Source organism: Streptomyces sp. NPDC057249, from assembly GCF_042669245.1.
In the GTDB taxonomy this organism is placed as follows: domain Bacteria; phylum Actinomycetota; class Actinomycetes; order Streptomycetales; family Streptomycetaceae; genus Streptomyces.
This window is the reverse complement of sequence record NZ_JBHUXS010000019.1, coordinates 55,436-70,276: the sequence shown is the minus strand read 5'-3', so window position 1 is coordinate 70,276 and position 14,841 is coordinate 55,436. Positions and strand designations below refer to the sequence as shown.

Here is a 14,841-nt window from a genome sequence, read left to right as displayed (position 1 = left end):
GGGGTCCTCACGTCACGCTTCGCATCCCAAGGAATGAACCCATGCCCAAGACGGCATACGTGCGCACCAAGCCGCACCTCAACATCGGCACCATGGGCCACGTCGACCACGGCAAGACGACCCTGACCGCCGCCATCACCAAGGTGCTCAGCGACCGCGGCACCGGCACCTTCGTCCCCTTCGACCGCATCGACCGCGCGCCCGAGGAGGCGCAGCGCGGCATCACCATCAACATCGCGCACGTCGAGTACGAGACCGGCACCCGGCACTACGCGCACATCGACATGCCCGGCCACGCCGACTACATCAAGAACATGGTCACCGGGGCCGCCCAGCTCGACGGGGCGATCCTCGTCGTCTCCGCGGTCGACGGGATCATGCCGCAGACCGCCGAGCACGTGCTGCTCGCCCGCCAGGTGGGCGTCGACCACATCGTGGTCGCGCTCAACAAGGCGGACGCCGGTGACCCCGAGCTGACCGACCTGGTCGAGCTGGAGGTCCGCGAGCTGCTGTCCGCGCACGGCTACGGCGGCGACACGGTGCCCGTCGTACGGGTGTCGGGGCTGCGGGCGCTGGAGGGCGACCCGCGCTGGACGGCGGCCGTGGAGGCGCTGCTCGACGCCGTCGACACGTACGTACCGATGCCGGTGCGCTACACCGACGCGCCGTTCCTGCTGCCGGTGGAGAACGTCCTGACCATCACCGGGCGGGGCACGGTCGTCACCGGTGCCGTGGAGCGCGGCACGGTCCGCGTCGGCGACCGGGTGGCGGTGCTCGGCCCGGACATCGAGACGGTCGTCACGGGTCTGGAGACCTTCGGGAAACCGATGGAGTCCGCCGAGGCCGGCGACAACGTCGCGCTGCTCCTGCGCGGCGTCGAGCGCGACCGGGTGCGCCGCGGCCACGTCGTCGCGGCGCCGGGCAGCGTCACTCCGAGCCGGCGCTTCACCGCGCGGGTGTACGTCCTGTCGGGGCGCGAGGGCGGCCGGACCACCCCGGTCACCACCGGGTACCGGCCGCAGTTCTACATCCGCACGGCCGACGTGGTCGGCGACGTGGACCTCGGCGAGGCGGCGGTCGCGCGGCCCGGGGACACGGTCACCATGACCGTCGAGCTGGGCCGGGACGTCCCGTTGGAGGCGGGCCTCGGCTTCGCGATCCGGGAGGGCGGCCGCACGGTCGGCGCGGGCACCGTCACGGAGCTGCTCTGAGCGGTGCGGCCACCGGGCCCGTCTTCCCCGCCCGGGGGGAGGGCGGGCCCGTCCGCCGGCGGCCGGGGAGGGCGGGCCCGTCCGCCGGCGGCCGGGGAGGGCGGGCCCGTCCGCCGGCGGCCGGGGAGGGCGGGCCCGTCCGCCGGCAGCCCGCACAATGGGGGAGTGAACGAGTCGATACCCGTCGTCCGGGACGTGGACCACGGCACCGCACGCCTCCTCCCCGACGTGGACCGGGAACGGGCCTGGCTGCTCACGGTCGACGGCGCCCCGCAGTCATACGTCGACCTCGACGCGCCCGAGCACCTGGAGTTCGAGTACGCCCGCCGGCTCGGCCACGTCGTGGACTGCGCGGCGGACCCGGGCGAAGCGCTGGACGTCCTGCACCTGGGCGGCGGCGGCCTCACCCTGCCCCGGTACGTCGCGGCCACCCGCCCCGGCTCCCGGCAGGAGGTGGCGGACGCGGACCGCGGGCTGCTCGGCCTCGTCGCGGAGCACCTGCCGCTGCCCGCGGACTGCGGCATCACCGTGCACGTGGCGGACGCCCGCGCCCGGCTGGAGGGCACCGCCCCCGGCTCGGTGGACCTGCTGATCGCGGACGTCTTCGGCGGGTCCCGGGTCCCCGCCCACCTCACCTCGGTCCCGTACGCCAGGGCGGCGGCGCGGGCGCTGCGCCCGGACGGGATCTACGCCGCGAACCTGGCCGACGGGCCGCCGTTCGGCTTCCTGCGCTCGCAGCTGGCCACCTTCGCGGCGGTCTTCGGTGAGCTGGCGCTGATCGCGGAGCCGGGCGTGCTGCGCGGCCGCCGCTTCGGCAACGTGGTCCTCGTCGCCTCCCGTGCCCCGTTCGACACGGCGGCCCTGGCCCGGCGGTGCGCGGCGGACGCGTTCGCGGCGCGGGTGGAGCACGGTGCGGCGCTGGCCGCGTTCACCGGCGGGGCCCGGCCGGTCGGGGACGAGGACGCGGTGGCGTCACCCGAGCCGCCCGACGGCGCCTTCCGCGTCGGCTGAGGCGGGCGGCACGAGCGGGGCGGCGGCGATCTCGACCGACTCGGTCCGGCGGGTCAGGTTGCGTACGTCCGGCACGAACAGCACCAGCCCCGTGACGAGCACGATCAGGCCCGCGCACCCCCACAGCGCCTGACTGCGTCCGACCAGGGACTCGACCGGTCCGGCGAGGGCGGTGGCGACCGGCACCATGGCCACCGAACCGAACCAGTCGTACGCCGAGACGCGCGACAGCTTCTCCTCCGGGATCTCCTGGTGCATGGCCGTCATCCACGACACGCCGAACACCTCGATCGCCGTACCGCTGACGAACATCACCAGGCAGAGCCAGGTCGCCGACAGCGGGACCGCGAGCCCGGCCGACGGCAGGGCCAGCGGGAAGACGCAGAGCGTCCCGGCCAGCAGCAGCCGACGCGGCTTCCACCGCATCATCAGCAGCGCCCCGGCCAGGTTGCCGACGCCGAACGCGGCGAGCGCGAACCCCCAGGGCCGGGCGCCGCCCAGTTCGTCGCGGGCGACCAGCGGCCCGTAGACCGCCTCGGCCGCGCCGACGGCGGCGACCACCACGGAGAACTGGGCGACGATGGACCAGAGCCACGGGCGGCCCGTGAACTCCTTCCAGCCGTCCCGCAGGTCCGCGAGCAGCCCGCCCCCGGGCTCACGCGCCGGGATGTGGCTGACGTCGAGGAAGGCGCGCAGGGCTCCCGCGACCGCGAAGGCCGCCGCGTCCACGGCGAGCACCCAGCCGGGGTCCATGGCCGCGATCATGGCGCCGCCGAGGGCCGCACCACCGATCGCGGCGCCCTGGGTGGACATCCGGAAGAGTGCGAAGGCCCGGCTCGCCTGCTCGCCGCTGACGCTCGACATCAGCATGCCCTCGGCCGCCGGGCTGAAGAACGCCTGCCCGGTACCGCAGAGCGCGGTGAGCAGCATCATCTGCCACAGCTTCGGATCGCCGGCCAGGACGAGGAGGGCGAAGAGGCCCTGGGAGACGCAGTTGAGGGTGTTGGCCGCGACCATCACCCGGTGGCGCGGTATCCGGTCGGCGATCGCCCCGCCGATGAGCAGGAACAGCACCAGCGGCACGGTCCTGGCGGCGGCCACGAGCCCGACGTCGCCGCCGTCGCCGCCCGTCTGGAGAACCGCGAACGCCGCCGCGATCAGCGCGCCGTGGGTGCCCAGGCCGGTGATGATCGAGGCGGCGGTCAGCAGCCGGTAGTTGCGGCCCGCCGGGACGGGGCGGGCGGAGCGGGGGGCGGGGGCGGCTGCTTCGGTCACCCAGGGACTATCGCGGCAGCCGCCCCGTTGCGCAAATGAGTTCCCGTACCGGGGTCAGGATTCGCCGTCGGGGTCGACCACCGGCACCAGGCGCACGGTGCTGAGGATCTTCTCGATCGTCGCGTTCGGCAGCTCGTCGTCCACGTCCGCTGCGGCGTACAGCACCCACGACGAGAACGCGCCCTTGCTGTTCTTGAACGTGAAGGCGTACGTCTTGCCGTCGCTGGTGCACTTCGAGCGCTTGGTGACGTTGGGCGCGGTCGCGGTGACCAGGCTCCCGCTCAGCCCCGACTTGGTGGTGTACGGCTTGGCCTTGCTGATCTTGATGCTCTTCTTCGGCATGTGCTGCGCGAACGCGGCCCAGGCCCAGGTGCCCGCCTCGTTACGGGCGTTCACATCGGCGTCCGTGGCACCCTCGGCGCCGCGGGTGCCGGCGCCGGCCAGGCTGTACTTGTCCTCCGTGCCGTCCTTGTCGGCGTCGTCGGTGCACCACTTCTTCTTGAGGTCCGCGGGCCCGGTGAAGCCGATGAGCGGCAGGCCGTCGTTCTTCTTCTCGTCCTCGAAGTAGGACAGCACGCCGGGCGGGGACACCTCCCAGTCGCCCGGAACGTCGAACTGGGTGCCCCACTTGGGGTTCGTCACGACCTTCCAGCCCGCGATCTGCGGCTTGGCGTCCTCGCCGCCGCGCGGGTTGGCCGCGGGCGAGGACGCGGAGCCGGACGGCTTGGCGGGCGCGGACGACTTCTTGCCGTCGGCGACGTTCTTGCCGTCCTTGTCGTCGTCCTTGTTCAGCACGACGACGCCGGTGACCGCGGCGGCCACCACGACCGCGGTCGCCGCGACGATGGCGACGACCGTCGTCTTCTTCTTGTCGTTGCCCGGCTGCGGGTCACCGGGAGGGCCGGGCACCGCGTACTGCGGAACCGTCGGCTGCTGGTACGGGTTGGGCTGTCCGTACCCCCCCTGCGCGCCCTGCTGCGGGTAGCCGTAGCCGGGCTGCTGGCCCGACTGCTGGCCCTGCTGCTGATATCCCGGCTGCTGATAGGGATTCGGCTGCTGGTACCCCGGCTGCTGGTACGGGTTCTGGTTCTGGTCCTGCGGGTTCTGCTCGCCCCCGGGCGGCTGCTGTCCTGGCCACATGGCGAGTAACGATAGAGGGGCCCCGCCCGGCGTGCTACGTCCGCCCCCGTGTGCGAACGGTGAAGGAGCGGCGGCGGCCGGGCCGGTGAGTGTCGGCAGAAGCATGGCCAAAGGTGTCTACCCGTGAGTAACATCGCGTCCATGAGCGCTGAACAGATGACCGCGGGCGAGATGCTCGCCGCGACGGTTCCCATGGTCCGGACCCTCGACCTCGAATTCCTGGAGTCCACCGCCGACCGCGCGGTGGTCCGCATGCCGGACCAAGCCGACTACCACAACCACGTCGGCGGACCGCATGCCGGAGCGATGTTCACGCTGGCCGAGTCGGCGAGCGGCGCCATCGTCATCGCCGCCTTCGGCGACCAGCTCTCCCGGGCCGTGCCGCTCGCGGTCAGCGCCGAGATCGCCTACAAGAAGCTGGCCATGGGCGAGGTCACGGCGACCGCCGTCCTCGGCCGTCCGGCCGCCGAGGTCGTCGCCGAACTCGACGCGGGCGAGCGTCCCGAATTCCCGGTGACCGTGGAGATCCGGCGCGGGGACGGCGCCGTGACCGGTGAGATGACCGTGGTCTGGACGCTGCGTCCGAACTCCTGACCCCTGGCACGCGTGCGTACGGAAGGGCCGCCCGGTACCGGGCGGCCCTTCTCGCTGTCCGCCTCCGTGAAGCTGAGGGTAGGCTTCCCGCGGTGCGCCGATGAGTGTCCGGCGGGCGACACGACATCACTACGGAGGAACCGGCGTTGCACATCCAGGAGTGGCTGGAGACCGTCCCCGCGATCAGCGTCTACATCCTGGTGGGCGCCGTCATCGGACTGGAGAGCCTGGGCATTCCGCTGCCCGGTGAGATCGTCCTGGTCAGCGCCGCGCTGCTGGCCGCGAGCCATGACGGCATCAACCCCTGGATTCTGGGTGCCTGCGCCACGGCCGGCGCCGTGATCGGGGACTCGATCGGCTACGCCATCGGCCGCAAGGGCGGACGGCCGCTGCTGGCCTGGCTCGGCGGGAAGTTCCCCAAGCACTTCGGCGAGAGCCAGATCGGCATGGCCGAGCGCTCCTTCCAGAAGTGGGGCATGTGGGCCGTGTTCTTCGGCCGTTTCGTCGCCCTGCTGCGCATCTTCGCCGGTCCGCTCGCCGGTGTGCTGCACATGCCGTACTGGAAGTTCCTCATCGCCAACGTGCTCGGCGGGATCGCCTGGGCGGGCGGCACCACGGCCGTCATCTACTCGGTGGGCGTCGTCGCCGAGGCATGGCTCAAGCGGTTCTCCTACCTGGGCCTGGTCATCGCGGTCCTGATCGGCCTCGCCTCCATGCTGATCCTCAAGAACCGCGCCAAGAAGGCCGCCGCCGCGCACTCCGCCGCGGCTGCCGAGGCGGAACCCGGGGCCGTGCCGGTCGCCGACTGAACCGGCGGACCCGCGGGGCCCTCAGTCCGCGCAGGCCTCGCGGTGGGCCTTGGCCAGCTCCACGTAACCCACCGCGTTGAAGCGGACGCCTTCCAGCTCCTCCTCGGTCAGCGGCCGCTTCACCTTCGCCGGGACGCCCGCCACCAGCGACCCCGGCGGCACGCGCATCCCCTGCGGTACGAGCGCCTGCGCCGCGACCAGTGAGCCCGCGCCGATGTGCGCGCCGTTGAGGACGGTGGCCCCCATCCCGATGAGGACGTCGTCCTCGACGGTGCAGCCGTGCAGGACCGCGTTGTGCCCGACCGAGACCCGCTCGCCGACCGTCACCGCGAAGCCGGGGTCGACGTGGACGCTGCAGTTGTCCTGGATGTTGGAGTCGGCGCCGATCACGATGGGTCCGCAGTCCGCGCGCAGCACCGCCTGGTACCAGAGGCTGGAGCCCGCCGCCATGGTGATGTCGCCGATCGCCACCGACGTCGGCGCGGTGAACGCCTCCGCGTCGATCACCGGCTCCTTGCCGCCGATGCCCATGATCATCGCCTGCTCCGCCATCGCCCGTTCCTCCGTGCTCCGGTGCCGTCGGTCGCCGGGGAAACCGTATGCGACGGGGGGCCGCGCGCCCCTGTTGGGGTGAAGATCACAGGCCGGTCCCGCCGCCCGTCCGGTGGGCTCGGCTTACGGTGAGCGCGTGCCGAAGAACCGGAATCCGCTCGACCCCCTGACCGCCTGGCGGCGGCGCGTCCTGTCCGGGGCCGTCCACCGCTGCTGGCGCTGGGCGCGCGAGGCGGGCGCGGTGACCGCCGAGCACCCCGGAAAGCTGCGGTTCGCCCGGATCGGCGAGGGCACCCGGCTGGCCTTCCCGCAGGGCACGGTCTTCGGGGAGCCGTGGATCGAACTGGGCGACCACTGCATCATCGGCGAGCAGGTCACGCTGACCGCGGGCCTCATGCCCGACCTGGACCTCGGCCCCGACCCGATCCTCACCCTCGGCGACGGTGTCGTACTCGGCCGGGGCAGCCATGTCGTCGCGGACACCACGGTGACCATCGGCGCGGACACGTACTGCGGTCCGTACGTCTACATCACCTCGACCAACCACAGCTACGACGACCCGCACCAGCCGGTCGGCAAGCAGTGGCCCCGGATGGAGCCCGTCTCCATCGGCCCCGGCTGCTGGATCGGCACCGGCGCCGTGATCCTGCCCGGCGCCCGCCTCGGCCGCAACGTCGTCGTGGCCGCCGGGGCGGTGGTCCGCGGCGAGGTGCCCGACCGGGCGGTGGTGGCCGGAGCGCCCGCCCGGGTCGTACGCAGCTGGGACCGGGAGAAGGGCTGGCAGCCGCCCCTGCGGACCCCGCCCCCGGTCCCCATCCCCGAGGGCGTCACCCCCGAACAACTGCTCGCCGTTGCCCAGCTCGACGAGGGCTGACCCCCCGGCCGCGGGGGCCTCGCAGTACAGTGCGGCGGACGGTCGGGTACACCGCACCGTAGTGCAGGACGCTGGACCATGCGATGAAGAATATTGGACGGAATGTGACTGACCTCGATCAGCTGACCCAGTCCCTCGCCCGCAATCTCAAGCGCTGGCGCGGTGAACGCGGCTTCACCCTGGACCAGTTGGCGGCCCGCGCCGGAGTCAGCCGCGGCATGATCATCCAGATCGAGCAGGCCCGTACCAACCCGAGCGTCGGCACCACGGTCAAGCTGGCCGACGCGCTCGGCGTGAGCATCACCACGCTCCTCGACTACGAACAGGGCTCCCCGGTCCGGCTGGTCCCCGCCGACCAGGCCGTGCGCCTCTGGTCGACCGAGCAGGGCAGCGCCACCACGCTCCTGGTGGGGACGGAGGCCCGGGGCCCCCTCGAACTCTGGTCCTGGCGGCTGATGCCCGGCGACGGCAGCCGGTCCGACCCGCATCCCGAGGGCACGGTCGAACTGCTCCACGTCACGGCCGGCACCCTCACGCTCGTCGTCGCGGACACCTCGTACGCGGTGGACGCCGGCACCTCCGCCACCTTCGAGGCGCACCACCCGCACGCCTACCGCAACGAGGGCACCGAACCGGTCGAACTCACCATGGCCGTGAGCATCCCGCCCGCCAGATGAGACGCCGCACACCCCCGTGAGCGGCGCTGTTAGCGTGACGCGCATGCGCGCACCCATCGGCTCCTTCGCACATGCCGGCCCCGCCGCCGACCGTCTGGACCTCCTCACCGCCCCGGTGGCCGAGGCGGTGCGCACGGGCTGGGGCGGCATCACCCCCGACCAGGTCCTGCACGTGGACACCGACCCGGAGATCGCCGACACCGCGGCCTTCGTCGCCCACCACGGGGCGGATCTGCTGGACCACTCGGCGAACTGCGTCGTCCTCTCCGGCAAGCGCGGCGCCGACGTCACCCTCGCCGCCTGCCTCGTCCTGTCGCACTCGCGCGTCGACGTGAACGGCGTGGCCCGCAAGCACCTCGGCCTGCGCAAGGCGCGCTTCGCCTCGATGGACACGGCGGTCGGCGAGACCGGCATGGAGTACGGCGGCATCACGCCCATCGGGCTCCCCGCCGCCTGGCCGCTGCTGATCGACTCCGCCGTCGTGGCCGAGGAGTGGGTCCTGATCGGCAGCGGCTCGCGCCGGGGCAAGCTCATCGTGACCGGCAAGGCGCTGGGCTCCCTGCCGGGCGCGGTGGTCCTCGACGGCCTGGGCGTCCGCGTGCCGGACAGCCTTTAGACCCCGAGCCTCGGGATCTCGATGGCGGGGCAGCGGTCCATGACCATGTCCAGGCCGGCCGCCCGGGTGCGCGCGTACGCCTGCTCGTCCACCACGCCGAGCTGGAACCAGACGGCCCGGGCGCCCGCGGCGACCGCCTCGTCGGCCACCGCGCCCGCCAGCTCGCTGTTCACGAAGACGTCGACCACGTCCACCGGGAACGGGATGTCCGCCAGCGAGGCGTAGCCCTGCTCGCCGTGCACCGGCACGGCCTTCGGGTGCACCGGGACCACGCGCTTGCCGAACCGCCGAAGCACCTCGGCGACCCCGTAGGCCGCGCGCGAACGGTTGTCGGACAGCCCCACCACCGCCCAGGTGTCGCCGGTGTCTTCCAGAATCCTGCGGATCGTCTCCGTGTCTGCGTACATGCACCCGACAACCGGCGGCCCGTCCCGGCCATTCCCGCAGGTGCGCATAGGGTGGCGGGATGCAGGAGGAGTACCGGACCGTCGCCCGCGCGGGCGTGCACGAGAGCGAGATCAACCGGTCCCGCTTCATCTGCGCGCTCGCCCCCGCGGCCACCGAGGAGGAGGCGCAGGGGTTCATCGCCCGCGTCCGCAGGGAGCACCCGACCGCCACGCACAACTGCTACGCGTACGTGATCGGCGCCGACGCCTCCGTACAGAAGGCGAGCGACGACGGCGAGCCCGGCGGCACCGCGGGCGTCCCGATGCTCCAGATGCTCACCCGGCGCGAGGTGTGTTACGCCGTCGCCGTCGTCACCCGCTACTACGGCGGGGTGAAGCTGGGCGCCGGCGGGCTGATCAGGGCGTACGGGGGAGTGGTCGGCGAAGCCCTCGACGCGCTGGGCACCCGCACCCGGCGCCGTTTCCGGCTCGCCACCGTCACCGTCGGCCACCAGCGGGCGGGCCGGCTGGAGAACGAACTGCGCGCCACCGGTCGCACGGTGCGCGACGTCCGGTACGCGGCCGACGTCACCCTCGAGATCGCGCTGCCGGACGCCGACGTCGAAGCGTTCCGCCGCTGGCTGGCCGACGCGACCGCGGGCGAGGCGCGGCTGGAGCTGGGCGGCGAGGCGTACGACGACGCGTGAGGCGCCTCTCTTGGACGCGAGCCAGGGCCTCCGACGGGATGGGACACTGTGGGGCGTGAGGGCACAGGGGCGGAGGAAGCGCATGCGGACCGGAGCCGGGTCGTGAGGATTCTGCACACATCGGACTGGCACCTCGGCCGGTCGTTCCACCGGGTCCCCCTGCTCGAAGCCCAGGCCGCCTACCTCGACCACCTGGTCGCCACCGTCGCGGAGCACGCGGTCGACGTCGTCGTCGTGGCGGGTGACGTCTACGACAGGGCGGTGCCCGCGCTCAGCGCGGTGGAGCTCTTCGACTCCGCCCTGCACCGGCTCGCCGCCGCGGGGGTGCCCACGGTGATGATCTCCGGCAACCACGACTCGGCACGCCGACTGGGCGTCGGCGCCGGGCTCATCGACCGGGCCGGCATCCACCTGCGCACCGACCCCGCGCACTGCGCGACGCCCGTCGTCATCCCCGACGCGCACGGCGACGTCGCGTTCTACGGGCTGCCGTACCTCGAACCCGCCCTGGTCAAGGACGTCCTCAAGGCCGAGCGCGCCGGGCACGAGGCCGTGCTGACCGCCGCCATGGACCGCGTCCGCGCCGACCTCGCCGCCCGCCCGGACACCACCCGGTCCGTCGTCCTCGCCCACGCCTTCGTCGCCGGCGGCGAACCCAGCGACAGCGAGCGCGACATCACCGTCGGCGGCGTCGCCGCGGTCCCGGCCGGGGTGTTCGACGGCGTCGACTACGTGGCACTGGGCCATCTCCACGGCTGCCAGGCCGTCACCGACCGCGTCCGGTACTCCGGCTCCCCGCTCGCCTACTCGTTCTCCGAGGCCACCCACCGCAAGACCATGTGGCTCATCGACCTCGACGCCTCGGGGGCGGTCACCGGCGAACGCATCGACTGCCCGGTGCCCCGCCGCCTCGCCCGGCTGCACGGCAGGCTGGACGACCTCCTCGACGACCCGGCGCTCGACCGCCACGAGGACGCCTGGGTGGAAGCCACCCTCACCGACCCGGTCCGCCCCGCCGACCCGATGGCCCGGCTCACCGAGCGCTTCCCGCACACCCTCGCCCTCGTCTTCGCGCCGGAACGGGCACCCGACGACCCGGACCTCTCGTACGCCCGCCGGCTCCGGGGCCGCGACGACCAGACCATTGCGGAGGACTTCGTGGCCCACGTGCGAGGCGGCTGGGGGACCGACGAACAGGAGCGGGCGGTGCTGCGGGGCGCCTTCGACCACGTCCGCGTGGACGACGGCGTACGCGAGGTGAACCGGTGAGGCTCCACACCCTCCGCGTCACCGCGTTCGGCCCCTTCGGCGCGACCCAGGAGATCGACTTCGACGCGCTCTCCGCCGCCGGGCTGTTCCTGCTCCACGGGCCGACCGGAGCCGGCAAGACCTCCGTCCTGGACGCCGTCTGCTACGCCCTGTACGGGGCGGTCCCCGGTGCCCGGCAGAGCCCCGGCACCTCGCTGCGCAGCGACCACGCACCCGCGGACCTGCCCACCGAGGTCCTGCTCGACCTCACCGTCGGCGGGCGCCGCCTGGAGATCACCCGGCGTCCGGCGCAGCCCCGCCCCAAGAAGCGCGGCGGCGGCCACACCACGGAGAAGGCGCAGAGCCGGCTGCGCGAGTACGACCCCGAGGACGGCTGGCGCGCGCTCAGCAAGTCGCACCAGGAGATCGGGGAGGAGATCGCCCAGCTCGTCGGCATGAGCCGCGAGCAGTTCTGCCAGGTGGTCCTGCTGCCCCAGGGCGACTTCGCCCGCTTCCTGCGCGCCGACGCCGAGGCGCGGGGCCGGCTCCTCGGCCGGCTCTTCGACACGCGGCGCTTCGCGGCCGTCGAGGAGCGCCTCGCCGAGCTGCGCCGGGTGGCCGAGGCCCAGGTCAAGACCGGTGACGACCGTATCCTCGCGCTCGCCCAGCGCATCGCCCAGGCCGCCGGGCCCGCCGCGCACGAGTGGCCGCTGCCGGACCTCCGGCCCGGTGACCCCGGGCTCGCGGACGCGGTCCTCGGCTGGGCCGCGACCGCCCGCGTCGGCGCGGGCGAACGCTGCGACATCGCCGCGTCGGTCCTGGCCGCGGCGGAGCGCCGGCACGCCGCCGCCCGCATCGCCCTGGACGCCGAACGCGACCTCGCCGCGCTCCAGCAGAGGTACGCCGAGACCCAGCACCGCGCCGACGCCGTGGAGGCCGGCCGCGCCGCCTGCGAGGAGGCGCGGGAGCGCCTGGCCCGGGCCCGCAAGGCGGACCTCGTCGCCCCCGCGCTGGAGCTGCGCGAGGCGGCGGAGCGGGCGTACCGGCGGGCGCGCGAGGAGCGGGACGGGGCCAGGGCCCGGCTGCCCGAGACCCTGGCCGACGCCGGCGCCGAGCAGCTGGCGGCCCTCGAACACCGGCTCCGCGAGGACCTGGGCGGCCTCGAATCGGCCCGGCGCGCCGAACAGCGGTCCGCCGCGATCGCCGACGAGCGCGCCGCCCTGGACCGGCAGGCCCGGGCCGACGAGGAACTGGTCCGCGACACCGAGGGCTGGCTCGCCGGCTGGGAGACCATGCGGCAGGACCTCCAGGCCCGCCTGGACGCCGCCCTCGAAGCCGCCACCCGCACGGAACTCCTGGCCCGCCGCCTCGACCCGGCCCGCCGCCGCCTGGACGCGGCGCGCCGCCGCGACGCGCTGGCCGCCGAAGCGGCCACGGCCGGCCACGTGCTGGCCGATGCGCGGGAACACGCCGCCGCCGCCCACGAGCACCGGCTCGACCTGCGCGAGCGCCGCCTGCGCGACATCGCGGCCGAACTCGCCGCCCAGCTGGCCGACGGCGCCCCCTGCGCGGTCTGCGGCGCGACCGCCCACCCGGCCCCGGCCCGCCCCGGCGACGGGCACGTGGACCGCGCGGCGGAGGAGGCCGCCGAACGCGCCCACCGCGACGCGGAACAGGCCCGCGCCGCGGCGGAACAGTCCCTCGCGCTGGTACGCGAACGCCACGCGACGGCTCGCGCCGAGGCGGCCGGTGACGGGGGGACTGCCGGTGACGGAGGGACGGCCGCCGCCACCGACCCCGCCGCTCCGGCCGGTGGCTCGGCCGCCACCGGCACCGCAACCTCCGGCACCGCCGCCTCCGTACGGCCCTCCGGCGCGGCCTCGGTCTCCGGCAGGGGCACCGGCGCCGGCGCGGGACCGGGCGAGTCCGCGTCGCCCGTAGTCGCAGCGGCCCACGACGACCCCACCGTCGCCGAGCTCGCCGGCCTCGTGGACGGCCTCGCCGCCGAGCACGCGGAGGCGTACCGGCTGGCCGCCGGGGCGCACTCCGCGCGGGAGGCGCTGGCCGGGGCCGAGCGGGAGCAGCGGCGCCGGGCGGAGGAGCGGCAGCGGGTCGGGCAGCGGGGCGCCGCCCGGACCTCCCGGCGGGAGTCGCTGGACCGGGAGCAGGCGGACATCGACGCGGTGCTGGACCGGGCGCGCGGGGGGCACCCGAGCGTCGCCGAGCACGCCGCCGTGCTTCAGCGGCGGATCGCCCTGCTCGCCGGGGCGGGCGGGGCGGTGCGCGAGGAGGAGAGCGCGGCGGCACGGCTGAAGGAGGCCGACGACCGGCTCGCGGACGCCGCGTTCCGGGCCGGGTTCGACACGCCGGAGGCCGCCGCCGCGACCCTGCTGGACGACGGGGCGCAACGTGCGCTCCAGCACCGCGTCGACGCCTGGCAGGCCGAGGCCGCGGCGGTCGCCGACCGGCTCGCCGAGACCGCCGCCCGGGACGCCGCGAACCGTCCGCCCGCCGCCCCGGAAGCGGCCCGCGAGCGCTTCGACCGGGCCGAGCGCGCGCTGCGCGAAGCCGCGGCCGGCCTCGACACCGCGCGGGAACGCCGCGCCGAACTCGCCAGGCTCTCCCGCCGCGTGGCGGACGAGGTGCGCGCGCTGGGCCCCGTGCGCGAGGAGCACGAACGCGTCGCCCGGCTCGCCGGTCTCACCGCCGGCACCTCGGCGGACAACGCACGCAAGATGCGGCTGGAGTCGTACGTGCTCGCGGCCCGGCTGGAACAGGTCGCGGCGGCGGCCACCGCCCGGTTGCAGCGGATGTCCTCGGGCCGCTACCAACTCGTCCACTCCGACGCCCGCACGGGTGGCCGCAGGGCCGGGCTCGGGCTGCACGTCATCGACGCGTGGACCGGCCGGGAGCGCGACACCGCCACGCTCTCCGGCGGCGAGACCTTCTTCGCCTCGCTCGCCCTGGCGCTCGGCCTCGCCGACGTCGTGACCGACGAGGCCGGAGGCGTACGGCTGGACACCCTGTTCATCGACGAGGGGTTCGGCAGCCTCGACGACCAGACGCTGGACGAAGTGCTGGACGTGCTCGACTCGCTGCGCGAACGGGACCGCAGCGTCGGCATCGTCAGCCACGTCGGGGACCTGCGCCGCCGCATCCCCGCACAGCTGGAGGTGGTGAAGGAGCGGCACGGGTCGGCCGTGCGGCTGCGGGCGGTGGCGGACGGGCTCAGCGGCTGATCGGCCGTCCCGGCAGCGGCGAGGAGTAGACGACGCTCGTGGTGACGGAGCCGAGCGCGCCGATCTTCCCGGAGACGGTCTCCAGATGGCTCATCGAGCGAGCCGTCACCTTGAGCACGAAGCAGTCGTCGCCGGTGACGTGATGGGCCTCCACGATCTCCGGCGTGGTCTCCAACAGGTCGTGGAACGGCTTGTAGTTGCCGTTCGGATACCGCAGCCGTACGAAGGCGAGGATCGGCAGCCCGAGCCGTTCCGGATCGACCACGGCCGCGTACCCGCTGATGACCCCGGCCTCCTCAAGACGGCGGACCCGCTCGGTCACGGCGCTCGGCGACATGGCCACCGCCCGCGCCAGCTCCGCGAACGAGGCACGGCCCTCGCGTTGCAGCACATCGAGGATGCGCCAGTCGGTGGCATCCGGGGAATAGTCGCTCATACGGACAGCGAACCGTGGAATCCCCGGCGGATCAAGGCCACTGCCCGGGATCTCGCCTTCCGGACC

Annotated in this window: 15 protein-coding genes; 10 read left to right on the top strand and 5 right to left on the bottom strand. The window is 74.2% G+C overall.

Annotated elements, in window-relative coordinates:
• Window positions 1-41: 41 nt before the first annotated feature.
• A complete protein-coding gene (gene tuf / locus ACFUJY_RS28770) occupies window positions 42-1,211 on the top strand; it encodes an elongation factor Tu (protein WP_383305034.1) in 1,170 nt (389 codons plus the stop codon).
• 165 nt (window positions 1,212-1,376) lie between these two features.
• Entirely contained in the window at window positions 1,377-2,222 is an 846-nt protein-coding gene (locus tag ACFUJY_RS28765) for a spermidine synthase (RefSeq protein ID WP_383305032.1), read from the top strand.
• Here the strand turns inward: ACFUJY_RS28765 and ACFUJY_RS28760 are convergent.
• A complete protein-coding gene (locus ACFUJY_RS28760) occupies window positions 2,184-3,497 on the bottom strand; it encodes an MFS transporter (protein ID WP_383305031.1) in 1,314 nt (437 codons plus the stop codon). The genes ACFUJY_RS28765 and ACFUJY_RS28760 overlap by 39 nt on opposite strands.
• 54 nt (window positions 3,498-3,551) lie before the next feature.
• Window positions 3,552-4,637, bottom strand: coding sequence for a hypothetical protein (locus tag ACFUJY_RS28755; protein WP_383305029.1), 1,086 nt, complete (start codon window positions 4,635-4,637; stop codon window positions 3,552-3,554).
• Window positions 4,638-4,793: 156 nt separating this feature from the next.
• Here ACFUJY_RS28755 and ACFUJY_RS28750 point away from each other — a divergent pair, with 156 nt between their 5' ends.
• Together ACFUJY_RS28750 and ACFUJY_RS28745 are read left to right on the top strand one after the other, a co-directional pair.
• Complete coding sequence (locus tag ACFUJY_RS28750) at window positions 4,794-5,231, top strand: DUF4442 domain-containing protein (RefSeq protein ID WP_383305139.1); 438 nt, start codon at window positions 4,794-4,796, stop codon at window positions 5,229-5,231.
• A 146-nt stretch (window positions 5,232-5,377) separates the two neighbouring features.
• Window positions 5,378-6,040: a DedA family protein gene (locus ACFUJY_RS28745; RefSeq protein WP_383305027.1), complete on the top strand. Its 663-nt coding sequence runs from the start codon at window positions 5,378-5,380 to the stop codon at window positions 6,038-6,040.
• Window positions 6,041-6,061: 21 nt separating this feature from the next.
• On the opposite strand, the gene ACFUJY_RS28740 is transcribed toward ACFUJY_RS28745, so the two are convergent.
• On the bottom strand, window positions 6,062-6,592 hold the full coding sequence (locus tag ACFUJY_RS28740; RefSeq protein ID WP_383305025.1) for a gamma carbonic anhydrase family protein: 531 nt from the start codon (window positions 6,590-6,592) through the stop codon (window positions 6,062-6,064).
• 136 nt (window positions 6,593-6,728) lie between these two features.
• On the opposite strand from ACFUJY_RS28740, the gene ACFUJY_RS28735 reads away from it, so the two are divergent.
• From ACFUJY_RS28735 to ACFUJY_RS28725, 3 genes are all read left to right on the top strand, one after another.
• Window positions 6,729-7,466 carry an acyltransferase gene (locus ACFUJY_RS28735; protein ID WP_383305023.1) on the top strand — a complete coding sequence of 246 codons (738 nt, stop codon included), beginning with the start codon at window positions 6,729-6,731 and terminating at the stop codon, window positions 7,464-7,466.
• 104 nt (window positions 7,467-7,570) lie between these two features.
• A complete protein-coding gene (locus ACFUJY_RS28730; RefSeq protein ID WP_383305022.1) occupies window positions 7,571-8,143 on the top strand; it encodes a helix-turn-helix domain-containing protein in 573 nt (190 codons plus the stop codon).
• 43 nt (window positions 8,144-8,186) lie between these two features.
• Entirely contained in the window at window positions 8,187-8,759 is a 573-nt protein-coding gene (locus tag ACFUJY_RS28725) for a YbaK/EbsC family protein (RefSeq protein WP_383305020.1), read from the top strand.
• On the opposite strand, the gene ACFUJY_RS28720 is transcribed toward ACFUJY_RS28725, so the two are convergent.
• Entirely contained in the window at window positions 8,756-9,166 is a 411-nt protein-coding gene (locus ACFUJY_RS28720; RefSeq protein WP_383305018.1) for a CoA-binding protein, read from the bottom strand. The genes ACFUJY_RS28725 and ACFUJY_RS28720 overlap by 4 nt on opposite strands.
• A 59-nt stretch (window positions 9,167-9,225) precedes the next feature.
• Between ACFUJY_RS28720 and ACFUJY_RS28715 the strand changes: the two genes are divergently transcribed.
• The 3 genes from ACFUJY_RS28715 to ACFUJY_RS28705 all read left to right on the top strand — a co-directional run bounded on the left by ACFUJY_RS28715 (window position 9,226) and on the right by ACFUJY_RS28705 (window position 14,339).
• Window positions 9,226-9,852 (top strand): YigZ family protein, encoded by a 627-nt coding sequence (locus tag ACFUJY_RS28715; protein WP_383305016.1) that lies wholly within the window; start codon window positions 9,226-9,228, stop codon window positions 9,850-9,852.
• A gap of 102 nt (window positions 9,853-9,954) precedes the next feature.
• Window positions 9,955-11,121, top strand: coding sequence for an exonuclease SbcCD subunit D (locus tag ACFUJY_RS28710; protein WP_383305014.1), 1,167 nt, complete (start codon window positions 9,955-9,957; stop codon window positions 11,119-11,121).
• The gene (locus tag ACFUJY_RS28705; RefSeq protein ID WP_383305013.1) at window positions 11,118-14,339 is read left to right on the top strand and encodes an AAA family ATPase; all 3,222 of its coding nucleotides are present in this window, start codon (window positions 11,118-11,120) and stop codon (window positions 14,337-14,339) included. Before ACFUJY_RS28710 ends, ACFUJY_RS28705 begins: the two co-directional genes overlap by 4 nt.
• On the opposite strand, the gene ACFUJY_RS28700 is transcribed toward ACFUJY_RS28705, so the two are convergent.
• Complete coding sequence (locus tag ACFUJY_RS28700) at window positions 14,329-14,775, bottom strand: Lrp/AsnC family transcriptional regulator (RefSeq protein ID WP_018105190.1); 447 nt, start codon at window positions 14,773-14,775, stop codon at window positions 14,329-14,331. The genes ACFUJY_RS28705 and ACFUJY_RS28700 overlap by 11 nt on opposite strands.
• Between the last annotated feature and the right edge of the window lie 66 nt (window positions 14,776-14,841).

Bases quoted from the DNA above. Each gene is read 5' to 3' on its own strand.
- tuf (WP_383305034.1), top strand. From the start codon at position 42: ATGCCCAAGACGGCATACGTGCGCACCAAGCCGCACCTCAACATCGGC.
- ACFUJY_RS28755 (WP_383305029.1), bottom strand. From the start codon at position 4,637: ATGTGGCCAGGACAGCAGCCGCCCGGGGGCGAGCAGAACCCGCAGGAC.
- ACFUJY_RS28750 (WP_383305139.1), top strand. From the start codon at position 4,794: ATGACCGCGGGCGAGATGCTCGCCGCGACGGTTCCCATGGTCCGGACC.
- ACFUJY_RS28740 (WP_383305025.1), bottom strand. From the start codon at position 6,592: ATGGCGGAGCAGGCGATGATCATGGGCATCGGCGGCAAGGAGCCGGTG.
- ACFUJY_RS28725 (WP_383305020.1), top strand. From the start codon at position 8,187: ATGCGCGCACCCATCGGCTCCTTCGCACATGCCGGCCCCGCCGCCGAC.
- ACFUJY_RS28720 (WP_383305018.1), bottom strand. From the start codon at position 9,166: ATGTACGCAGACACGGAGACGATCCGCAGGATTCTGGAAGACACCGGC.
- ACFUJY_RS28715 (WP_383305016.1), top strand. From the start codon at position 9,226: ATGCAGGAGGAGTACCGGACCGTCGCCCGCGCGGGCGTGCACGAGAGC.
- ACFUJY_RS28700 (WP_018105190.1), bottom strand. From the start codon at position 14,775: ATGAGCGACTATTCCCCGGATGCCACCGACTGGCGCATCCTCGATGTG.